This window comes from Sporosarcina sp. SAFN-015 (assembly GCF_051966875.1).
In the GTDB taxonomy this organism is placed as follows: domain Bacteria; phylum Bacillota; class Bacilli; order Bacillales_A; family Planococcaceae; genus Sporosarcina.
This window is the reverse complement of record NZ_JBQCKP010000001.1, coordinates 359,323-378,163: the sequence shown is the minus strand read 5'-3', so window position 1 is coordinate 378,163 and position 18,841 is coordinate 359,323. Positions and strand designations below refer to the sequence as shown.

19 protein-coding genes and 1 tRNA gene are annotated in these 18,841 nt (G+C 44.8%); 12 read left to right on the top strand and 8 right to left on the bottom strand.

Annotated features, from left to right (window positions below):
• Nucleotides 1-21: 21 nt before the first annotated feature.
• Together ACTHPA_RS01725 and ACTHPA_RS01720 are read right to left on the bottom strand one after the other, a co-directional pair.
• On the bottom strand, nucleotides 22-492 hold the full coding sequence (locus ACTHPA_RS01725) for a YusW family protein (RefSeq protein ID WP_440498329.1): 471 nt from the start codon (nucleotides 490-492) through the stop codon (nucleotides 22-24).
• A 301-nt stretch (nucleotides 493-793) separates the two neighbouring features.
• A complete protein-coding gene (locus ACTHPA_RS01720; RefSeq protein WP_440498328.1) occupies nucleotides 794-1,813 on the bottom strand; it encodes a DUF2804 domain-containing protein in 1,020 nt (339 codons plus the stop codon).
• Between the two features lie 67 nt (nucleotides 1,814-1,880).
• On the opposite strand from ACTHPA_RS01720, the gene ACTHPA_RS01715 reads away from it, so the two are divergent.
• The 5 genes from ACTHPA_RS01715 (at nucleotide 1,881) to ACTHPA_RS01695 (ending at nucleotide 4,829) form a co-directional block, all read left to right on the top strand.
• Nucleotides 1,881-1,953: transfer RNA gene (locus tag ACTHPA_RS01715), tRNA-Ala, on the top strand.
• 211 nt (nucleotides 1,954-2,164) lie between these two features.
• A complete protein-coding gene (locus tag ACTHPA_RS01710) occupies nucleotides 2,165-2,485 on the top strand; it encodes an ArsR/SmtB family transcription factor (protein WP_440498327.1) in 321 nt (106 codons plus the stop codon).
• 3 nt (nucleotides 2,486-2,488) lie between these two features.
• Nucleotides 2,489-2,881 (top strand): SRPBCC family protein, encoded by a 393-nt coding sequence (locus ACTHPA_RS01705; RefSeq protein WP_440498326.1) that lies wholly within the window; start codon nucleotides 2,489-2,491, stop codon nucleotides 2,879-2,881.
• Nucleotides 2,882-3,589, top strand: a complete 708-nt coding sequence (locus ACTHPA_RS01700; RefSeq protein ID WP_440498325.1) for an FAD-dependent oxidoreductase — start codon at nucleotides 2,882-2,884, stop codon at nucleotides 3,587-3,589. It abuts the gene before it with no gap.
• 457 nt (nucleotides 3,590-4,046) lie between these two features.
• Nucleotides 4,047-4,829 carry an alpha/beta fold hydrolase gene (locus tag ACTHPA_RS01695; protein WP_440498583.1) on the top strand — a complete coding sequence of 261 codons (783 nt, stop codon included), beginning with the start codon at nucleotides 4,047-4,049 and terminating at the stop codon, nucleotides 4,827-4,829.
• 101 nt (nucleotides 4,830-4,930) lie between these two features.
• Here the strand turns inward: ACTHPA_RS01695 and ACTHPA_RS01690 are convergent, their stop codons facing one another.
• Nucleotides 4,931-5,431 (bottom strand): c-type cytochrome, encoded by a 501-nt coding sequence (locus tag ACTHPA_RS01690; RefSeq protein WP_440498324.1) that lies wholly within the window; start codon nucleotides 5,429-5,431, stop codon nucleotides 4,931-4,933.
• 268 nt (nucleotides 5,432-5,699) lie between these two features.
• On the opposite strand from ACTHPA_RS01690, the gene ACTHPA_RS01685 reads away from it, so the two are divergent.
• The 3 genes from ACTHPA_RS01685 to ACTHPA_RS01675 all read left to right on the top strand — a co-directional run bounded on the left by ACTHPA_RS01685 (nucleotide 5,700) and on the right by ACTHPA_RS01675 (nucleotide 9,389).
• Nucleotides 5,700-7,496, top strand: a complete 1,797-nt coding sequence (locus ACTHPA_RS01685) for a diguanylate cyclase domain-containing protein (protein WP_440498323.1) — start codon at nucleotides 5,700-5,702, stop codon at nucleotides 7,494-7,496.
• 17 nt (nucleotides 7,497-7,513) lie between these two features.
• Nucleotides 7,514-8,836 carry an ABC transporter substrate-binding protein gene (locus tag ACTHPA_RS01680; RefSeq protein ID WP_440498322.1) on the top strand — a complete coding sequence of 441 codons (1,323 nt, stop codon included), beginning with the start codon at nucleotides 7,514-7,516 and terminating at the stop codon, nucleotides 8,834-8,836.
• Nucleotides 8,837-8,903: 67 nt separating this feature from the next.
• Entirely contained in the window at nucleotides 8,904-9,389 is a 486-nt protein-coding gene (locus ACTHPA_RS01675) for an amidase domain-containing protein (protein ID WP_440498321.1), read from the top strand.
• Nucleotides 9,390-9,427: 38 nt separating this feature from the next.
• On the opposite strand, the gene ACTHPA_RS01670 is transcribed toward ACTHPA_RS01675, so the two are convergent.
• Nucleotides 9,428-10,027, bottom strand: coding sequence for a class I SAM-dependent DNA methyltransferase (locus ACTHPA_RS01670; protein ID WP_440498320.1), 600 nt, complete (start codon nucleotides 10,025-10,027; stop codon nucleotides 9,428-9,430).
• A gap of 86 nt (nucleotides 10,028-10,113) precedes the next feature.
• Nucleotides 10,114-10,959 carry a DegV family protein gene (locus ACTHPA_RS01665; protein WP_440498319.1) on the bottom strand — a complete coding sequence of 282 codons (846 nt, stop codon included), beginning with the start codon at nucleotides 10,957-10,959 and terminating at the stop codon, nucleotides 10,114-10,116.
• A gap of 180 nt (nucleotides 10,960-11,139) precedes the next feature.
• On the opposite strand from ACTHPA_RS01665, the gene ACTHPA_RS01660 reads away from it, so the two are divergent.
• Complete coding sequence (locus tag ACTHPA_RS01660) at nucleotides 11,140-11,733, top strand: nitroreductase family protein (protein WP_440498318.1); 594 nt, start codon at nucleotides 11,140-11,142, stop codon at nucleotides 11,731-11,733.
• A gap of 428 nt (nucleotides 11,734-12,161) precedes the next feature.
• On the opposite strand, the gene ACTHPA_RS01655 is transcribed toward ACTHPA_RS01660, so the two are convergent.
• The gene (locus ACTHPA_RS01655; RefSeq protein ID WP_440498317.1) at nucleotides 12,162-13,559 is read right to left on the bottom strand and encodes a dipeptidase; all 1,398 of its coding nucleotides are present in this window, start codon (nucleotides 13,557-13,559) and stop codon (nucleotides 12,162-12,164) included.
• 165 nt (nucleotides 13,560-13,724) lie between these two features.
• On the opposite strand from ACTHPA_RS01655, the gene ACTHPA_RS01650 reads away from it, so the two are divergent.
• From ACTHPA_RS01650 to ACTHPA_RS01640, 3 genes are all read left to right on the top strand, one after another.
• A complete protein-coding gene (locus ACTHPA_RS01650) occupies nucleotides 13,725-14,978 on the top strand; it encodes a hemolysin family protein (protein ID WP_440498316.1) in 1,254 nt (417 codons plus the stop codon).
• Nucleotides 14,979-15,248: 270 nt separating this feature from the next.
• Nucleotides 15,249-15,794: an RNA polymerase sigma factor gene (locus ACTHPA_RS01645; protein ID WP_440498315.1), complete on the top strand. Its 546-nt coding sequence runs from the start codon at nucleotides 15,249-15,251 to the stop codon at nucleotides 15,792-15,794.
• A gap of 162 nt (nucleotides 15,795-15,956) precedes the next feature.
• Nucleotides 15,957-17,408, top strand: a complete 1,452-nt coding sequence (locus ACTHPA_RS01640; protein ID WP_440498314.1) for a phospholipase D family protein — start codon at nucleotides 15,957-15,959, stop codon at nucleotides 17,406-17,408.
• Nucleotides 17,409-17,575: 167 nt separating this feature from the next.
• Here the strand turns inward: ACTHPA_RS01640 and ACTHPA_RS01635 are convergent, their stop codons facing one another.
• Together ACTHPA_RS01635 and ACTHPA_RS01630 are read right to left on the bottom strand one after the other, a co-directional pair.
• Nucleotides 17,576-17,758 carry an SE1832 family protein gene (locus tag ACTHPA_RS01635; protein WP_440498313.1) on the bottom strand — a complete coding sequence of 61 codons (183 nt, stop codon included), beginning with the start codon at nucleotides 17,756-17,758 and terminating at the stop codon, nucleotides 17,576-17,578.
• A gap of 24 nt (nucleotides 17,759-17,782) precedes the next feature.
• Nucleotides 17,783-18,838 (bottom strand): PseG/SpsG family protein, encoded by a 1,056-nt coding sequence (locus ACTHPA_RS01630; RefSeq protein WP_440498312.1) that lies wholly within the window; start codon nucleotides 18,836-18,838, stop codon nucleotides 17,783-17,785.
• Nucleotides 18,839-18,841 lie beyond the last annotated feature (3 nt).

Below are 18,841 nucleotides of genomic sequence, written 5' to 3'. Positions count from 1 at the left end.
TCGCCTGTTTTATTCAAATCGTTATTTTCGATCTTCAATATCCAACTTCGTACCATCGTCGAAGTTCACTTCCAAATCGAACTTCGTATATGAGTCGAGTCCAAACCATTCCATAATTCTATTAGTAACATCTTCGTTCGACATATCATGCGTCAGCATAATTTTCGTGAAGAACTCATCCAGCTTATCGAACGCTTCCTGATCCTTCAAATTTAAATTCGCTAATCTATTCACATACTTTGCATCACTGGCTTCATTCACATCATACTCTGCATCAACGGCATCTTTCCCATCGACCTCAATCTCCAAATCGAACTCATTGAAGCCATAGCCGTCGCCCGTATTCATCGTGCCGCCTTCTTTTTCATCCTCGTAAATAATCGTCGCATCTTCCCGCGCCGGATCATCTGCATTTTTGCTTGCATTTCCACAAGCGCCAAGGACGAGAACAGCCATTAAAAGAAGCATGACGACCTTCATATTATCCCTCATGTTCGCAAACCTCCTGTTGTAGTCTCTATTTATTGATTTCCTACATTCTGCGAAATTAAACACAAAGACCATTTTTGGGAATCGCGTCAGCGAAAGTGGTAGGAATGGAATTGGCCCGCATTCATTTTATCGGGGAACGCGGGAATTTGTGCGAGTCGGTGATAACGGTCAGAGAGTCGGTGATAAACTCGTTTAAGTCGGTGATAAAGTGTCAAGAGCCGGTGATAACATCCACTAAGTCGGTGATAACAACATATTTGCGGCTAATAAAAAACAACCGGGCGCTTGCACCGGTTGTTTCTTACCATTTCGCGCGGTGATCTTCCGCGCTGCCAAGCATTTGACGGATTCGTAAAATCGAGCCGTCGTTCAGCTTGACACGGCCGTTGAAATAGCCGACGAGCTGATTGACGTTCGTTTGGACGAGCTGCGCATTCGTCTTGGAAACCCGCTCAAAGAAAGGGGAAAACGTCAAGTCGACTTGGTCAGAAAACTTTGTTCCGATATGCCAAGGATGCATGAAATTGTCCTTGTCATACGTGAAGATGACATCTTCATGCAGCTTCGTCATGACACCGTCTACGAATACTGCATTTTCCGTCATTCCCGTACCATCCGTCCATTTTCCGCCGAAATTCAGACCGATTCTCCGACCACCTAAACGTTGGGAAGCCATCGCCCAATTCCACTCCGCTTCGCGCGGCCAAATACCGCGTCCATAATCGAGCACGGCAAAGCTATAATCAGGATTGAAATTATACCGTTTCTCCCCGATCTTCACGAAGCCCGCTGTCGGCAATGTATGGTGCTTTGCTGTGAATTGGAACCGATCCCGGTTGCGGGGGATAACGACGTTCAACGAATCATCTTCGTCCGGATGCGCGATGTGAAGATCGGCATGAAGCACTTCATTATCAAAATCGGGTATCGTCACAGATAGATGGGTTTCTCCTTGTATATGCACGAGCTGGACGGACATCCGCTCGTTGACGAATTTCACACTGCCAAGAACATCCTCCGGCATCTTCACCTTTCGCCCAACCGGCAGCACGACTTGCTTCTCATAGAACCGCTGCGTTTCATAATCGAGCAAATAGACAAAGCAGACAGCCGCATAATCCAAATGGCTGATCGTCGCAGAAAATAGAAGATCCTCACCGAACACACACCAATAATTCCATTTCTTCTTCCGCATGAAATGGCCCTTTAAATTGCTTATAATGATAGGACGGCGGGCAAACCCAATTGCTTCGGGATTCAACATCCCTTTCTGATCGCACAGAAACACCGTGTCCTTCAGTTCTCTTTCAGCATGTTGCAAGGAGATCTCCCCCGATCTATTGTCTTTTTAATGTGACATGTTATAATCTATATTGTATCAGATATACGGGGCATTAGCTCAGCTGGGAGAGTGTCACGCTGGCAGTGTGAAGGTCACCGGTTCGAACCCGGTATGCTCCATCATTAGGAACCTCATCAAATTAACATTTGATGAGGTTTTTTATATAGGCACCTAGTAAATCCAGGAACGCAATAATAAAATTTAGCACGGGGATGGCATCGGTAAAAGTTCGATATCTTTTCCGTTTTTTTACGATTGACACGACACCAATTAGTGTCGTATTATAGTGACACCGAACAGTGTCCAATCTTTAGGAGAGGGGGAAGGATTTTGATTACGACTGACCAAGAGCGCGATGTTTTTGTAGCCATTGCAGATCCGACGAGACGAAAGTTGATATGGTTATTGGCAGGTTCCGATGAGTTGGCGCTTTACGAATTAACCCCTCATTTTCAGATGGGACGTACTGCAGTTTCTAAACATTTAGCAATTCTGAAAGAAGCTGATTTAGTGAAAAACCGTAAAATTGGCAGAGAAACAAGGTATCGGTTAAACGCAGCTCCCTTGCAGGAAGTTAAAGACTGGTTATCGTTTTATGAGGATTTTTGGACGGAAAGTGCGGCGAAACTAAAGAACTTATTGGAGGAATAGATGATGGCGGATTTATCATTGGATTTTCAATTTAAAAGTCCTATCAATAAAGTATGGGATGCATTAACGAACTCAGAAATTCTTGCGAAATGGGTGATGGAAAATAATTTCAAACCGATTGTCGGATACAAATGTCAGTTTCGGAATGAGGCAATCGGTTTAGTTGTAGAGAGTGAAGTATTGGTTGTTGATGAGCCTACTACATTATCGTACACATGGGTCGGTGGACCGATCGATACGATTGTCACATGGACATTAAAACAGGAAGGTGAAACAACCCACTTACATCTGGCTCACACTGGATTTGAAGAAGAAAATCGGGCTGCGTTCAATGGCGCGAAATATGGTTGGACAAGTATGGTTGACGAGTTGAATAAACTGGTAGGAGAAATGTAAATGGTTTTTTTTCAAGATGCAGTAGCAATCTTCAAAAAGAGAGACTTAGTATTCATTGAGAGCTACAAAGAATCAGATGGTGTATATACTTTTCGATTTGAAAAAGAGAAGAATTTAACGTGGAAAGCGGGACAACATGGGCTGTTTACGATTACTCATAAGAAAATAAAAAATGGTATACGTCCAATAAGTGTGGCATCTGCTCCTGCTGAGAATATTGTTCAACTAACGCTAGGAATTAGTGATGATCCAAGTGACTTTAAAATGGCGATGTTAGAATTAAAACAGGGCATGAAAGTAAAAATGAGCGGGCCAGTAGGGTCGTTTTATTTAACCGATAACGGTCCTTCCATCTTTATTGCGGGCGGTATTGGAATTACACCATTCCGGTCGATGCTAAAGCAGATTGAGGAGGAAGGGAACGTAGGCGGAAAGCAAATACATCTACTTTATATAGATAGCAAAAAGTCATTTGTATATAAAGATGAACTCGATGAAATTGCTAATAATACTGCGGCAACTGTAACGTACCTCGATCAGAGGAACGACTTACCTGAGGAAATAAATAAGCTGTCCAACTTATATCAGAACGATGGCAACTACTATATTGCAGGTCCTAAGGCGATGGTAGAATCCATTTCCGCTCATTTACAAAGTAATGATATTTCGAAGAAGAGTATTAAAAAGGATGTCTTTTTTGGTTATTAAAGAAACCCCATTCTATGGGGTTCAAGAGTGTAGACAAAGTCGTTTTTGGACTTTGTCTACACTCTTTTTTAAGGCAAGTGGCAATGGGCAGGAATTTCCTCAGCCTGATTGAAAACGCTTGCCAAGGAAGGCAACCTAAGATCGCCACGTCCTGTGGCAACGGTTGCATGACTCGCTTCCTGCGAGCCCGCGCGAAGTCGAGCGAAGACGCGAATAGAACTAAAGTTCATGAGCGGACGAGCGAGAAAGGAAGGCATCCTAAGTGCGCCGCGTCCTGCGGCAACGGATGCATGACCTACTTCCTGTAGGCCTCAACAACGGATGCGAGCGTTTGTCAACAGGCTGAAACCCCATTCTATGGGGTTTTTTTGAATTGCTTTGTTAATGGGAGGGGCACATATACATACAAAGTTGAATATCTTATAGGCGAAGTCATTATAACGACGGAGGAATCGTTATCGGTTATTTGGTTACTGTAGAGTCAGGTGTAAATCTGTATGTTGAAGATCTTAATCCGGAGGGCAGCAAGACCATTGTATTTATACATGGATGGCCGTTGAGTCATAAACAGTTCGAATATCAGTTTAATGTGCTTCCTACAATGGGGTATCGATGTATCGGCATAGACTGGAGAGGCTTTGGAAATTCGGATAAACCTCTCGATGGCTATAACTTAGATAGATTGGCTGATGATATCCATGTAATTGTCGGTACACTTCAATTAAAAGATTTTGTACTTGTAGGTCACTCGACGGGTGGGTCTATTGCGATTCGGTATATGACCAGGTATAACGGTTATGGGGTGTCTCGGCTTGTTCTTGTTGACGCCGCTGCCCCAATAGGCTTCTCAGAAGAGACAGCTAATCGGTATTTGGAACAATCGTTAAATGATCGCCCAAAGCTGATGCAGGAAGTAATAGACGGCTTTTTCTTTCAATATATATCGAGCCGATTCTCAGATTGGTTCTTTCAAATGGGAATGCAAGCTGCGGGATGGTCGACGGCTGCAATCATTGTTTTATTAAGAGAAATGAATTTGTCTGAGGATCTTCCGAAAATTGTTGCCCCAACGTTACTTATTCATGGTATCCATGATAAAGTTATTCCCTTTTCACAAGCTAAGGAAGTAAATAAATTAATCTCGAATTCGCAGCTAGTCCCCTTCAAATATAGCGGCCATGGTGCTTTTTGGGAAGAGCGTGATAAGTTTAACGAGTTATTAATTCAATTCATTCATTAATAAAACAAAAAAATTGCCCTACACTTAATTGTGAGGGCAATTTTCATTTTTATATCATTTATCCTTCCCAAGAACCTTCTCCCAATCAATTGTCCCGTCCTTCACTTGATCGCGAAGGGGATTGGGACGTCTTCCATTTCATTTTTACCAAGCCATTCAAGCTCTGCTCCAATTGGAATCCCTTCTGAAATATACGTCAAATAAGCGACCATGGCGTTCAGGTCCTCATCGCCTTCCTCAAAAGGCTCGCCGTTCATGCTGCGGACCATGCATCCATTAATACGATCTTCAAGAGTAAGCACTTTGTCTGCCCTCTCATTATATTGTGGATAAACGGCCGTAATGCCGACAAGAGAAGAGGTGTCTTGATCGAGTCCGTCTCCAGCGTGGCAGCTTGTACATGATAATTCATTCACAAGATGCTCACCGTCCTCCACAGAAGATGCCTTTGCGCGTATTGCGTTGGATGTGTCATTAATTAATTCGCGTCCTCTCAAAATCGCTTCTCCCATCGGTCCTTCAGGCACATCGTCGAGGGAAGGCGGATTATACGCAATCTCCTCTCCTTTTTCTTCTGTAACAGCTGGAGATTCCCCATCCATGAGGGCTTTATCGTTTTTCAGCTGATTCGCTAACAGGACGATGATTCCTAGAGATATAAGAAATAAGAATCCGATAGTTAGTGTAGTGATCTATTCACCTGTCTCCCTCTCTTTCTCTAACTATAGTATCCCTGTACCCTTTGTATATTTTGGTAAACGGGTGTAGACGGTGAGTAGTGTGTAGTAAAAAAGGTCCAATCTAAAGATTGATAAAATTAGAAACCTTCCTGTATACTTAGTAGGAGTTTGAGTGAGAGGTGAGGCTTTAATGAAAAAACAGAAATATTTGCCGATTGCTGTCTATGCAGCTCTTTTGGCTATGGCCATTGCGGCGAATATCCAACCTATATTATTGGATTTTGGTCTCACCTTCATTATTCCGACAATCTTTTTACTGCTCATTCTATCATTATATGGCTTTCCGATAGGGATCCTGTCAGCGTTCATAACGGCGGGAATCGGATTATATATTGACGGCTCCATCATCGGTGCAGTATTGCTTATGACGGAAATTGCGGCAGTAGGTCTATTGTTGAAATACCGCAAATGGGGCGTATTATATAGCGCACTTCTTTATTGGGCTGTCATCGGACTGCCGATGTATGCAATTTATGTATATATGCATAACGAATTGGACGGTTGGTTTGCCATATTGGCATTGATCAGCAAATTGATCAATAACATCCTTTGCGCGCTCGTCGCTGAAATACTTCTAACGTATATCCCTTTTAAAAGATGGATCTATGGGGATGAAAAGAATACATATTCATTCCACTACTTGATTTCGCACATCGTTCTTATGGCAATTGCGCTTCCGTATTTGATTTTTTTAATCGGTGACATTCATTACACAGAGAACCAAATTGAGCGATCGATGAGCAGCCAGCTGCAAGGGCGAGTGAAAATCATTACGAATGAACTGAGGGATTGGGATGAGTATTCTATTTTAGCATTGCGTCTTCAGGGCGTTTTGCAAGTTGCGAAAGTGGATTCATTGATAGGGAACATTGATGAGCAAAATATGCACATCTATGTATTGGATAAGGACAATCGTATGTTGTATTCGAATTCACAATCCACTTTGGACAGTACAATTGCGAAATTCAGCGGTGAAGGGCATTTCACGGAAATCGGGACAAATAGTTATCGATGGGTGCCAAGAGATCCGAATGGGATGGACGATGCCGCTATCATCGGACAGACAAGCTATTTATCCACCGTTGAATTTAATAAGAATTCGATGCGTGTCCTCGTTGAGGTGCCTTTGAGAATTATGTTCGAAGAGGAAGTTAAAGGATTTGCGTTGGAATATGCAAACCTCTTGTTGTTCATCGTCATCGGAATTGGTTTTACCGCAGTTTTGAAGGCATATATTGTGCGCACTTTCGGCAAGTTATCCGATACGACGACGGGCCTTCCGAGAAAGCTGAAGGAGTCGGCACATATTAAATGGCCGAAGACCCGGATGATTGAGTTCAACAAGCTGACGGAAAACTTCAAGGAAATGTCTTTTGAGTTGACGGATATGTTCGAGGAGTTGCAAGAGTCAAGGAACCGCCTGCATCATATGGCTTTCTATGATTCGCTTACCGGTGTGAAAAACCGATCCCATTTCATGGAGATTTTGAAAGAGTCGGTCGAGACGGCTGAAAAGGAAAGCCCGCACGCATTGATGTTCATGGATTTGAATGGCTTTAAAGGCGTTAATGACACATATGGGCATGACGCGGGGGATGCAGTCCTTCAACAGATTGCAAAGCGATTGACAGAGGTATGCGGTGAAGCGGGGTCACTCGCAAGGCTTGGTGGGGATGAATTCGTTGTACTGTTGCCGAATTCTTCAAGGGAAATGGCTGCCGAAATGGCCAAGTCCATTATGAAACAGATCGAAAAACCGGTTCATTTTAATGGTCATTTGCTACAAGTCGGCATTAGTATCGGCATCAGTTTGTATCTACACGATTCACATACCGTTGATGAAATGATGCATCATGGCGATATGGCGATGTATGCATCGAAGGCCTATGGAGGTAGTCGTTTCACCTTCTATGACACGATTTCGTAAGAAGGGCATGAAAATATATGAAGAAAATAGTTTACGTTTCTATTATGCTGATGCTTTCATGTATTCTCGCAGCGGCATGTGATTCTGCCGAGGAATCTGCGCCGTTCGATTTGAATGTGAAAACAACCGGGAATCCCGATCATGAACGGGAAAGTGACAATTTGATCGTTTGGTCTGATATTACGATCGGAGATGAGCTCATTCGGGAGTTTGAAAAGGTGAATCCGGGAGTATCTGTTGAAGTTGTAGAGAAGCCTTTGGAAGCACAGCTGAAAGGTTATATGGAAGCGATTGTCGACAACGAACCTGTAGATATATTTGTAATGGACAGCTCATTTCTTGGAAAGTTTTCGACATTGCAAGGCTTCGAGGACTTAAATGCGGAACCGTATCGGGCCGGGCGTTTTAAAGAAGGCATCTCGGAAGCAGTATGGAATAATTATATATCCAGAAACGATGAAGGGATGTTTGCGCTGCCTGTCGCCCTGAGTCCTACTGTCCTTTATTACCGAGCGGATTTGATGGAGAAATACGGATACCCTTCTGATTCGACAGCGTTGGGCGTTTATTTGGAATCGGAAAAAAATCTGTTTTCGCTTGCGGAAAATATGAAATCGCATGGCCATTCGATTTTCCTGTGGGATTCGTTTGCCATTGACTTATATATTTCGCAATTTGGCTTCCTCAATGATAACTATGAAAATAATATTCCGGCAGAAGAATTTACTAAGCTCACCCAACTTACGGACACAATCATCCGAAACCGTTTTGCGATCAATAAAGACATTTGGCTTGAGGAAGGGAAGCGAGCGATTCGGAATGATGAAGTCATCATGTTGGCGTTAGGGAGCTGGGGAGAGAAATATTTGCCGGAATTTGCACCCGGCCAATCGGGAAAGTGGAGAGCCACTAAGCTTCCACTAAGAATGAATGGCTGGTCGAGCAGTACAGCCCTTGCCATCCCATCACATAGCGAAAAGAAGGAGCTCGCCTGGAAATTTATCGAATTCACGATGGAGAAAGGGATGGATTTCAAGGAATGGCCGCTCATACCTGCCTATGAACCTGCCCGAATGGAAAAAAGGCGAAGTGAACAGGCCAATCCTTATTTCGGAAATCAAAAAACGTATGCCTTGTATGATGATCTGTTGAAAGAGACGGACATGCATGGAGTGACACCATTCGATGATGAACTATATGTAACAATGTATAATGTCATCCTCCCAGGGCTTGATAGGGGGCAGGAATCCGAAGATATCTATAAAAATTACATCAAAACAATAAATGAAAAATACGGAGAGCAGATAGAGGTTCTAAGAAATATTGACTCAACGAAGTAATCTTTCTTGTTCGGCATGACACCTACCCAATTTTCATACGATTGGAATACGGGGGTGTTTATGCAAATTGTATAACCGGGAAGCGGCGGTACGGTATGCGGATGAATGGTGGAATGGCAGGAACCCGGCATTCCCTTCATTTGATGTCGACTGCACAAGTTTTATTTCACAATGTTTGCTAGCTGGTGGGGCACCGATGTATGGATATCCGAACCGTGAACGGGGATGGTGGCTGCAAGGGGGGACGTGGAGCTTTAGTTGGTCGGTTGCCCATTCGATGCGGTGGTATTTGGCGGGCTCGAAGAGGGGTTTGACTGCACGGCAAGTCGGCTCGCCTGAGGAACTCGATCTCGGTGATGTCATTTGCTACGACTTCCAAGGGGACGGCAGGTTCGATCATACGACGATCGTCACGGCGAAGGACGGTGCGACGCCGCTCGTCAACGCCCATACGTATGATGCGTACCATAGGACGTGGGACTATAAGGATTCCTATGCATGGCGGGAAAATGCAAAGTATGTTTTCTTTAAAATTAATGATCAGTTCAGTTGAAAATGAGAAAAGACGGAGCCGTCAAGGCATTCCGTCTTTTACTTTTTTATGCTTGTTGAAATAAACATGGAGGCGTCTTGATGCATAAAAATACGTTCTCCGTGATGGAATGTCTTCATTTTAATTGATGTAAATCCAACTTCGGACAAACTATTTTTCAGTCCTTCATGCGAAAAGCCGTTATGAACTTTCGGGTGATTTACATTATCGTTCTTGTCAAAATCAACAATGATCAGCTTGCCGCCATCGTGTAATGTATTGTAAAGTTCTTGCAGGATTTTTTCAGTATCTGGTATATGAAGAAGGACGAGCGACAGTAAAATGATGTCTGCTTTCATTTCAGGAGTTTCTTGCGTGAAGTCTGAATAAAGCACTTTTGAATTGGCGATCCCTTTGTGGGAAATTTTAGCTTCCGCAACCTCCAGCATTTGTCTAGACGAATCAACGAGCAAAATAGAATCTACTACATCGGCTAACTCCAAACTGACTAAACCAGTTCCACTGCCGTAATCAAGTAAAGAGCTTGATTTGCTGTTTTGTAGTTCTTGTCTTACTTCCTTAACAATAACTTTTGCTAATTCAATTCTTTCTTCCGTGTCATACCGTTTTGCCATCTGCTCAAAAACGTTATTTTCCATATTCCGCTCCCTGTTCGTAAATTTCAGCTACATGGTGAACATTATAGCAAAATTGAAACAGGAAGGCATGATTGTGCTCTTAACCTTCAGTCATACCATAACACGGCTATCGTCCCTTCGCCTGCGTGGACGGCGAGAGTGGAACTGATGTCGCCGACTTCAACGCTAAGCCCTGGTACTTGGCTCAGGATCATCGTTTTTAATTCTTCGGCTTGCTCGGGAACATTGCCTTGCATTAGATAGATTTTCCCTTTTCCTTTCGGGTGTCCTTCCGCTACTTTATCGACCAAATATTGAAGTGCTTTCTTTTCGGAACGTACTTTTTCGATCGCTTCCAATTTTCCGTCGGACATAATTTGGATAATCGGCTTCACCTTCAATAGGCTGCCGAGGAAGAACTGGACACCATTCATCCGGCCGCCTTTGTACAACTGCTCCAATTGGCCAATGTAAATGAAGTTTTTCAGCTTTCCTGCCATTTTTTCAACAGTTTCTTTGATTTCCGGTACGGACACTCCTGCGTTTTGCAATTCCATTCCTTTTTCAATCAACCCGGTGATCCCATAGGAAACGGAGCGAGAGTCGATGAAAGTGATCGGGAAGCCTGAGATTTCTGCTCCGGCCATGGAAGAGGCAAGAGTACCGCTCAATTCGGCTGATACGTGAATGGCGATTGCCTGCTCATAGTCTTCCGCTATTTTCTTAAACTGCTCGGCGAACTCGCCGGCTGATGGTTGGGATGTTTTAGGGAACTCCGTTGCATTTTTTATGTTTTCATATAATTGGGTTGGCGTCAGATCAACACCATCAACAAATTGCTTTTCCCCGAAATGTATATTTAACGGGATTGAGAAGAAATCAGGGTGATTTTTCAACTCGTCTGTAATATAGGCAGTGCTGTCAGTTATCCATGCTATCGGCTTTTTCGTCATTTGTAAGTCATCCTTTTCTAAACATTCACTTCTTTCATTACTATACTACAGAAAGTAATCTCTTGAAATGCAAATCGGAAGAAATAGTTGGGAAGGCTGCTAAAATGATGGAGATGTCCACAGCTGACTGCTTTTCGTGTATAATGGTCGTCAGTACGATACAAAGGGGAGTTCGTTATTATGAATGAACAGGCACTTTCAGTAAGGGAAGCGATCATCGGTCGCCGCTCGGTTAAAAACTTTAATGGGCAGCCGGTTGACCTTGAAAATATATTATCGGTTTTGGAAGATGCTAGATGGGCACCGACTCATGGCTTACGTAATCCTTGGCGTTTCATCGTCGCGGCAAATAAGGAATATGTGAAATTCCAAGACGTTTTAAAAGAATATGGCATACCAAAGTGGAAAGAACTGTCCGAAGAGGAATTAGAGAAGCAAATGAAGAAATTCCGCACGCCGGGTGCTGTCGTATTTGTCGTCGTCCAAGAGGATGTCCGCCAGAAAGAACGGCTTGAGGACTATGCAGCGGCAAGCGCTTTGATTCAAAATGCAATGCTTCTCGCTTGGGATCAAGGAATCGGGACGTGCTGGAAAACACCACCTTTCATCGATAATCCGAAATTCCGAGAAGAACTAGGCGTGAAAACTGGAGAGCGAATCATCAGCATGCTGCAATTCGGTTATTACGATGACATTCCAAAAGGCCGGGTGCGCACGCCGCTTGAAGACATTGTCACATTTTATGGAATGGAAGACGAGCAAGAAGAGGAATAAGAAAAAGAACTGTCCGGAAAGTCGACACAATGACTTTCCGAGACAGTTCTTTTTTGTAATAAAGAAGGGCTGTGCTCAAGCAAGCTGCTTCGCGCTCAAGAAATCGGTCCCGCGCTCAAGAAATCGTCCCTCGCGCTCAAAAACTGAAATCCGCGCTCAAGAAGTCGCCCCTTGCGCTCAAGAAATCAAGTCCGCGCTCAAGAAATCGTCCCTCGCGCTCAAGAAATCAAATCCACGCTCAAGAAGTCGGTCCCCGCGCTCAAAAACTTGGATTCGCGCTCAAGAAATCGGTCCCGCGCTCAAGAAATCGTCCCTTGCGCTCAAAAACTGAAATCCGCGCTCAAGAAGTCGCCCCTTGCGCTCAAGAAATCAAGTCCACGCTCAAGAAGTCCATCCCCGCGCTCAAAGCAAGCTGCCGCACATCCAATTTACTTCTTCAAATCGTCTTTTGAAAACTGTGCAAGCTCGTTATAATAATCCCCAATTACACGCAAGCCTTTGTCGAAGTTCTCCAAATGGAAATGCTCGTTAGGCGCATGGAAATTCTCGCTGGAGAGGCCGAATCCCATAAGGACGACCGGTAAATTCAAAATTTCATCGAACGCTGCGACAATCGGAATTGAACCGCCCATACGAGTAAAAGCGGTAGGCACATCATATACTTTTTCATACGATTTTCCGGCAGCTTGAATAGCTGGGTGGTCGAAGGGTGTGATGAAAGGTTTTCCTTTATCGAATTCGCTAACCGTTACTGTGACTCCTGCTGGCTTATGTTCTTCGATATGGGCTTTCAATTTTTTCACGATATCCTCAGGATCTTGGTCGGGAACGAGACGGCAAGTGATTTTAGCGCCGGCTTCCGAAGGCAATACTGTTTTGATTCCTTCGCCTGAAAAGCCTCCGAAGACGCCGTTCACTTCAAGCGTAGGCCGTGTCCATGTCCGCTCCAAATACGAATAGCCTTTTTCGCCGAACAACTCGCCAACGCCGATTTCCTGCTTTAACGCATCCTCGTCGAAGTTGAGCGCTTCGTAGGCAGCACGCTCTTCGTCAGCTAATGGGCGCACGTCATCGTAAAATCCTTCGACCGCAATCGTCCCTTCTTTGTCATGGAAAGATGCTAGAATTTCAGAGATCGCATGGATCGGATTTTGTACACCGCCGCCATAAATGCCAGAATGCAAGTCGCCTTTCGCGCCTTTGACATCGATTTGAACGCCAGCGAGTCCTCGTAATCCGTAGCAGATGGCTGGTTTGCCTGGCCCATACATGCCCGTATCGGAAATGACGATAATATCAGCGGCCAATTTCTCTTTATTCTCTTCAATATACTTCTCAAGGTTCGGACTGCCGATTTCTTCTTCACCTTCAATGATGAATTTTACGTTCACCGGCAAGCTGCCGTTTTCATTCATCAATGCTTCGACTGCTTTGACATGCATGAAAACTTGGCCTTTGTCATCACTCGCGCCGCGTGCATACAATTTATTATCACGCACTTCCGGCTCGAACGGTCCGCTTTCCCACAGGTTCACCGGGTCGACGGGCTGAACGTCGTAATGGCCGTAAAATAGAATCGTCGGTTTTCCTTCTGCGTGCAGCCAGTCTCCGTAGACGACGGGATGTCCTTCCGTCTCGTCGATTGACAGGTTTTCAAGCCCCGCCTGGTGGAATGAATCCTTTAGCCATTCAGCTGCTTTCTGCATGTCCGGCTTATGCTCGGATAATGCGCTGATACTAGGGATGCGAAGGAAATCTTTCAGTTGCTCCAAATGCTCTTCCCGTTTGGATGTGAAATACGCGTCGAGTTTTTCCAAATGACTCAAAGTGAACCCCTCTTTTCAAAATTATTTCGTGAATAAAAGTATTATAGCATGTCGTTTGAGATTCAAGTTATTCAAAAGGACGGATTTGCTATGAGTATGTTATGATATGTAAAACTTGCTAAATGAACGAACAGTTGAAGTAAGAAATTCTGGGAGGAATCACTTTTGTTTATAGCACTAGGGTTCTTTTTGCTAATGTCGTTCTTCCTTTCGGGGAGTGAAACGGCACTTACCGCGGTGAACCGCATGAAAGTCCAGCTTCGCGCTGAACAAGGCGATTCAAAATCGATCAAGCTGAGAGATCTCATATCGAAGCCGGACAGGATGATCACGGCTATCCTCATCGGGAATAATATAGCGAATATTATGATGCCGACAATCGTCACAATGATTGCAATCGATAGGGGCTTGCAAGTAGGGGTCATGACAGGGATTTTGACGGTCGTACTCATCGTTTTCGGAGAAGTTTTGCCGAAGACGATTGCAGCGACATTTGCCGATCGTATCGCTTATTTTGTTGCACCGATCATATGGGTACTCGTAAAATTGTTAACGCCGTTGACAGCACTCCTCGCTTTATTCACAAACATCTTCATCCGTATTATTTCAAAAGGTGCCGTGACAGAAGCTACGTTGACGAAGGAAGAGCTTCGTTCTATGGTGGACATCGCTTCGACGGAAGGGACATTCGAACAGGAAGAATCACTCCGTCTGAAAGGCGTGCTCGATTTTCCTGATAAAGATGTCTCTGATGTGATGGAAACGCACCGTACCGATATTATCGGGTTGTCAATCGAGTCGACATACGAAGAAGTGCGCGATACGATCTTGGAATACTTCTATACACGTTATCCAATTTATGAGGAAAGCATAGACCGGGTCGTCGGAATTTTCTATTCAAAGATGTTGATAGAGTGGTCCATGCATCCTGAGAAGAAGCTTGCGGAATTGATGGATGATGAGCCTTTATTCGTCGTTCAGACGGCAAGCGTCGAAAAAGTGTTCAAACTAATGCTGGCGAATAAAAAACATATGGCCATCGTGTTGGATGAATACGGTGGAACGCTCGGTATCGTCACACAAGAGGATATTATCGAAGAAATGATAGGGCAGGATATCGAAGATGAAACAGACTTCGACGAAGAAGTGCTCGTTTACGAAAAGAACGAGGAACTGCTGATCTGTCATGGACGCCTTGAAATTGTCGATGCCGTCGACCTGCTCGATGTTGAATTGCCGACAGATCATGAAACAATCGGCGGATTCGTCATGCAAGAGCTCGGTCATGTACCCGAGGAAGGGGAACGTTTTACATACGAAAACCTGTACTTCGAAATCGAGGAAATGGACCGCAGCCGTATCGTCAAGATGAAGATTACGAAACGGCATGATCAGGAAATTGAACGCCCCGCAGATTGATTGCGGGGCGTTTTTTTAAGGTGATATGATGGGCCATACGTCCCGAAATGAGCATAACTTCCTGAGATTGCGCCATAACTCGTCCGAACTCACGCATAACTGAATCCAATTGCGCCATAACTCGTCAAGATTGCGCCAAAACACACCTGAACTCGCGCAAAACTTTCGAGGCTTACACAAATGTAAGTTTAGTGAAAGGCAAGTCGATAGTTTGTAATGGAAGATTCCTTGATAATGAGGACAACAGTTACAAAACGGAGGAGTTATCTTATGAAAATCGACTTGACTGAGCTATATGACGAATATGGCAGATACATATACCATTTATGTTTGAAACTAACACGCAATAAAGAGGAAGCCGAAGACCTCATGCAAGACGTGTGGGTCAAGGTTGTCCGCTATAGCGGGAAAATGGACAGCGTCGACCGGATGAAAGCATGGTTGACGACGATTTGCATGAACACATTCCGCGATCGCTACCGGAAAGATGTCAGAAGAAGCAAGCACGTTATGAACCAACCTGAAACATTGGACGTTCCGATACTCGATTTGGTTCCAAGCGACAATCCGACTCCAGTCGAAATGATTGAGCAAAACGATATTCAGCTTATGGTGCAACAGAAAATCGGCCAATTGGACGGCATTTACCGGACGACGATCGAATACTTCTACGTATATCAATATTCATTGATCGAAATCGCGGAAATGATGAAAGTTTCGATCGGTACAGTAAAATCGCGTCTATTCCGTGCGAAAAAGTATTTGAAGGAATTAATGATGGACGATACAACGGTGAGAGAATACGTCACTGCTTAATAAGGATAAATGAAAAATGCCTCTTACAGGAGGCGTTTTTTTGTTGGACGAAATTTATGCGTTTTTAAGGCAGCGGTGTAACACATTATTGTGAATTTGATAGTTTGCTATCAGCCAGTTAGGGGAATTTGTAAGTGGCAAGCAGAATACGGGGTTGATTGAATGGAAAAGTTGAGAAAATGGGTACGACCGAAATGGATCATTCTTATGGCCATCCTGCTATTTTTATTTCTATACGTCGGGGTGATTACTTGGCATACATACAAACCGCTTCCGGAAGGTGTCAACTATGAAGGCGACATCCATTGGACGGACGACGTAGAAATGCTCACCGATCTGACGTACGCCCAAAATAAAAAGGGTGACGGGATGGTGCATGAACTTTCCATCTTTGATGAAATCTACAACATGATCGACGAGGCGGAAGAGTTTATCGTCCTCGATTTTTTCCTCATGGATCATTATACGGATGAAGACATCGATTTTCCTAAAATCGCGGAAACTTTGACAGCGAAATTAATTCAAAAGAAAAAAGAGAATCCGGAAATGGAGATCATCTACATTACCGATCCTCTCAACACAGGGTACGGCTCATATGAATCGAAGTGGTTCAGCAAGCTGGAGGACGCCGGTATTGAAGTGGTATATACCGATCTCGATCAGTTGCGGGATTCGACGCCTATCTATTCTGGCCTCTATCGGACGATTTTCCGATGGGTTAATGTCGAAAAGGACGGCTGGATTGCAAACGCGATGTCGAGCAAAGCGCCGAAAATGACATTGAGGTCGTATTTGATCCTTTTAAATGTGAAAGCGAATCATCGGAAGACATTCGTGACGGACAAAGCGGCAATCGTGACGTCGGGGAATCCGCATAATGCGAGCGGCTTCCACGGAAATGTCGCCTTGAAAGTGAAAGGAAGCGTATTGAATGACATTTTAGAGGCGGAAGAGGCGGTCGTCCGCTATACGAATGGCGGTTCCTTGCCGCGTGTCGACGTGGGGGAAGGGCAAGGCGGCGAATACGCGGTTCAATATTTGACCGAAAAGAAAATCCACGATGCGCTTCTCAGCGATATTACGGCGGCCCAAGAAGGGGATGCGATTCGGATGGGCATGTTTTTCATAGCGATGCCCGATATCGTGCAGGCAATTGTCGACGCATCGAATCGTGGAGTTCACGTCAAAATGATTTTGGACCCGAATGAGAACTCGTTCGGCAATGAAAAGTCGGGCTTGCCGAATCGTCCCGTTCTGCAAAAGATGATGGATGAGACGGATGGGAAGCTCGATGTCCGGTGGTATAATACCGTCGTCGGTCAGTACCATACGAAGCTGGTCGTCGTGCAGACAAAGCAGGAAACGTATATTACGAACGGCTCGGCGAATTTGACCGACCGGACATTGAACAATTACAATCTCGAAGCAAATTTGAGGGTCATTGCCCCGAACGACAGCGAGCTGTCTAAAGAGATTGACGGTTATTTCGAAAGGCTCTGGAATAATGAAGATGCCCTTTATACGCTCGATTTTGAGGAATTCCAAGACGGCTTCACTTTCTTCCAGCGCGGCATCTACCGCCTTCAAGAATTATTGAAGTTGACCACGTACTAAAAAAGGCTGTCCACGAACACTGTTCGTCGGCAGCCTCTTCTTTATTAACGGCTAGACTCCGGGCGCTAGCAGCTCGGGGTCATAAGGCCAAGCTACTACGTGGCAAACCACCACTTCGTATCTTGTCTTATGCCTGTCGCTGCTGAACAAGCGCCCTGCGCTTTTGTCTAGAGCTCTGCAAGTTGTTTATTTAACTCAGCTAGTCTTTCTTCCATCGCGGCAAGGCGCTGCTCCGCTTTATGGACGGAATCGGCATGTCCGGTCGACTCCAACTTCTCGACATCGCCTTGTAAGCTAATATAATCCATTTTTAACTCCGCAATTGCGGATTCAATCTGCCGTTTATTCATAAGGAAAACCCCCGACGTTTTCCTTTAGTGTACCATATCGGACATTGCTTTTCCGCCCGCTCCGCGTTTCGGGAATTCCAATAAATAAAGGATCGTCTCGATGATTTTATCCTTCCCTTCCCCGAGGCCAAGTGCGAGCTGGCGCTCAATCGAACGTTTTCTCAACGATTCATGCAGCAACGGCTCCATGATCGCGTTCAATAAATTCGATTGCTTCACTTTCCTTCCGAGACCAAGATGGACAAAGCCGTGCTGCTCTTTCGGAAATGCAAGTCCCAATTCGAAATCATTTTGGGATAGCACGACGCACGGGATACCCATGACGGCGACTTCATAAGGCATATAGCCCGACGCGCATAAGACGACATCTGCAGTCGCGTAGATCTCGGGCACATTGTAAGGCGGCTGCTGGACAAGTGTGTTCCGTCTTCCTAGCGCCATCATGCGGAGCGTGCTGACGTCATGCGGGTAACGTTCTCCGACGAGGACAGTCACTTTGAGTGGGATCTGCAGCTGGGACACATGCCGAAGCGCACGGTATGTCAAGTTTCCCTCATCCTCTTCTCCGAATGAAATAACGAGATGGGGAAGTGGGCCAGGAGGGCTTTTCCGTAAACCGGCTTTTTCAAAATTCCTCATCGTCGGATCGGCAATGAAAAGCTGGCGATCAACGATTATATGCTCAGCATGTTCATCGACAGCTTCCTCGATAAGGGTCTGGAAGACGAAGTCCGCTTGTTTTCCACCGTCACCGAAATCATCGAAATGCAAAAGGGAAGGGACGACGGTGCGGATTTTTTCCACTTCTTCGGACACTGTCGGGCCTGTATCGCGGATGAGGAGGTCTGGACGGATAAGCATCAATGTCTGTATCAGATTGGCTTTTTTGCCGATTGTAATTGATTTGAAACCGTCCGGAGGTGATGGGGAGTTTTCACCGACGATGAATAGGACGTTCACTTCTTTTGCGATGTCCCGAGCGAGCACGGCAGCTCTTCTGGCAGGGTATGAGCCTTTTCCGTCCGACCTCGCGATGTAGAATGCAACAGTTTTCTTCTTTGAGTTTTCTATTGGAATCACCCT

What these genes read in the sequence shown, in the direction of transcription:
- ACTHPA_RS01645 (WP_440498315.1), top strand. Translation starts at nt 15,249, where the DNA reads ATGAAAATCGACTTGACTGAGCTATATGACGAATATGGCAGATACATA.
- ACTHPA_RS01685 (WP_440498323.1), top strand. Translation starts at nt 5,700, where the DNA reads ATGAAAAAACAGAAATATTTGCCGATTGCTGTCTATGCAGCTCTTTTG.
- ACTHPA_RS01680 (WP_440498322.1), top strand. Translation starts at nt 7,514, where the DNA reads ATGAAGAAAATAGTTTACGTTTCTATTATGCTGATGCTTTCATGTATT.
- ACTHPA_RS01640 (WP_440498314.1), top strand. Translation starts at nt 15,957, where the DNA reads ATGGAAAAGTTGAGAAAATGGGTACGACCGAAATGGATCATTCTTATG.
- ACTHPA_RS01690 (WP_440498324.1), bottom strand. Translation starts at nt 5,431, where the DNA reads ATGGATGGGGAATCTCCAGCTGTTACAGAAGAAAAAGGAGAGGAGATT.
- ACTHPA_RS01660 (WP_440498318.1), top strand. Translation starts at nt 11,140, where the DNA reads ATGAATGAACAGGCACTTTCAGTAAGGGAAGCGATCATCGGTCGCCGC.
- ACTHPA_RS01725 (WP_440498329.1), bottom strand. Translation starts at nt 492, where the DNA reads ATGAGGGATAATATGAAGGTCGTCATGCTTCTTTTAATGGCTGTTCTC.
- ACTHPA_RS01705 (WP_440498326.1), top strand. Translation starts at nt 2,489, where the DNA reads ATGGCGGATTTATCATTGGATTTTCAATTTAAAAGTCCTATCAATAAA.
- ACTHPA_RS01700 (WP_440498325.1), top strand. Translation starts at nt 2,882, where the DNA reads ATGGTTTTTTTTCAAGATGCAGTAGCAATCTTCAAAAAGAGAGACTTA.
- ACTHPA_RS01670 (WP_440498320.1), bottom strand. Translation starts at nt 10,027, where the DNA reads ATGGAAAATAACGTTTTTGAGCAGATGGCAAAACGGTATGACACGGAA.
- ACTHPA_RS01635 (WP_440498313.1), bottom strand. Translation starts at nt 17,758, where the DNA reads ATGAATAAACGGCAGATTGAATCCGCAATTGCGGAGTTAAAAATGGAT.
- ACTHPA_RS01665 (WP_440498319.1), bottom strand. Translation starts at nt 10,959, where the DNA reads ATGACGAAAAAGCCGATAGCATGGATAACTGACAGCACTGCCTATATT.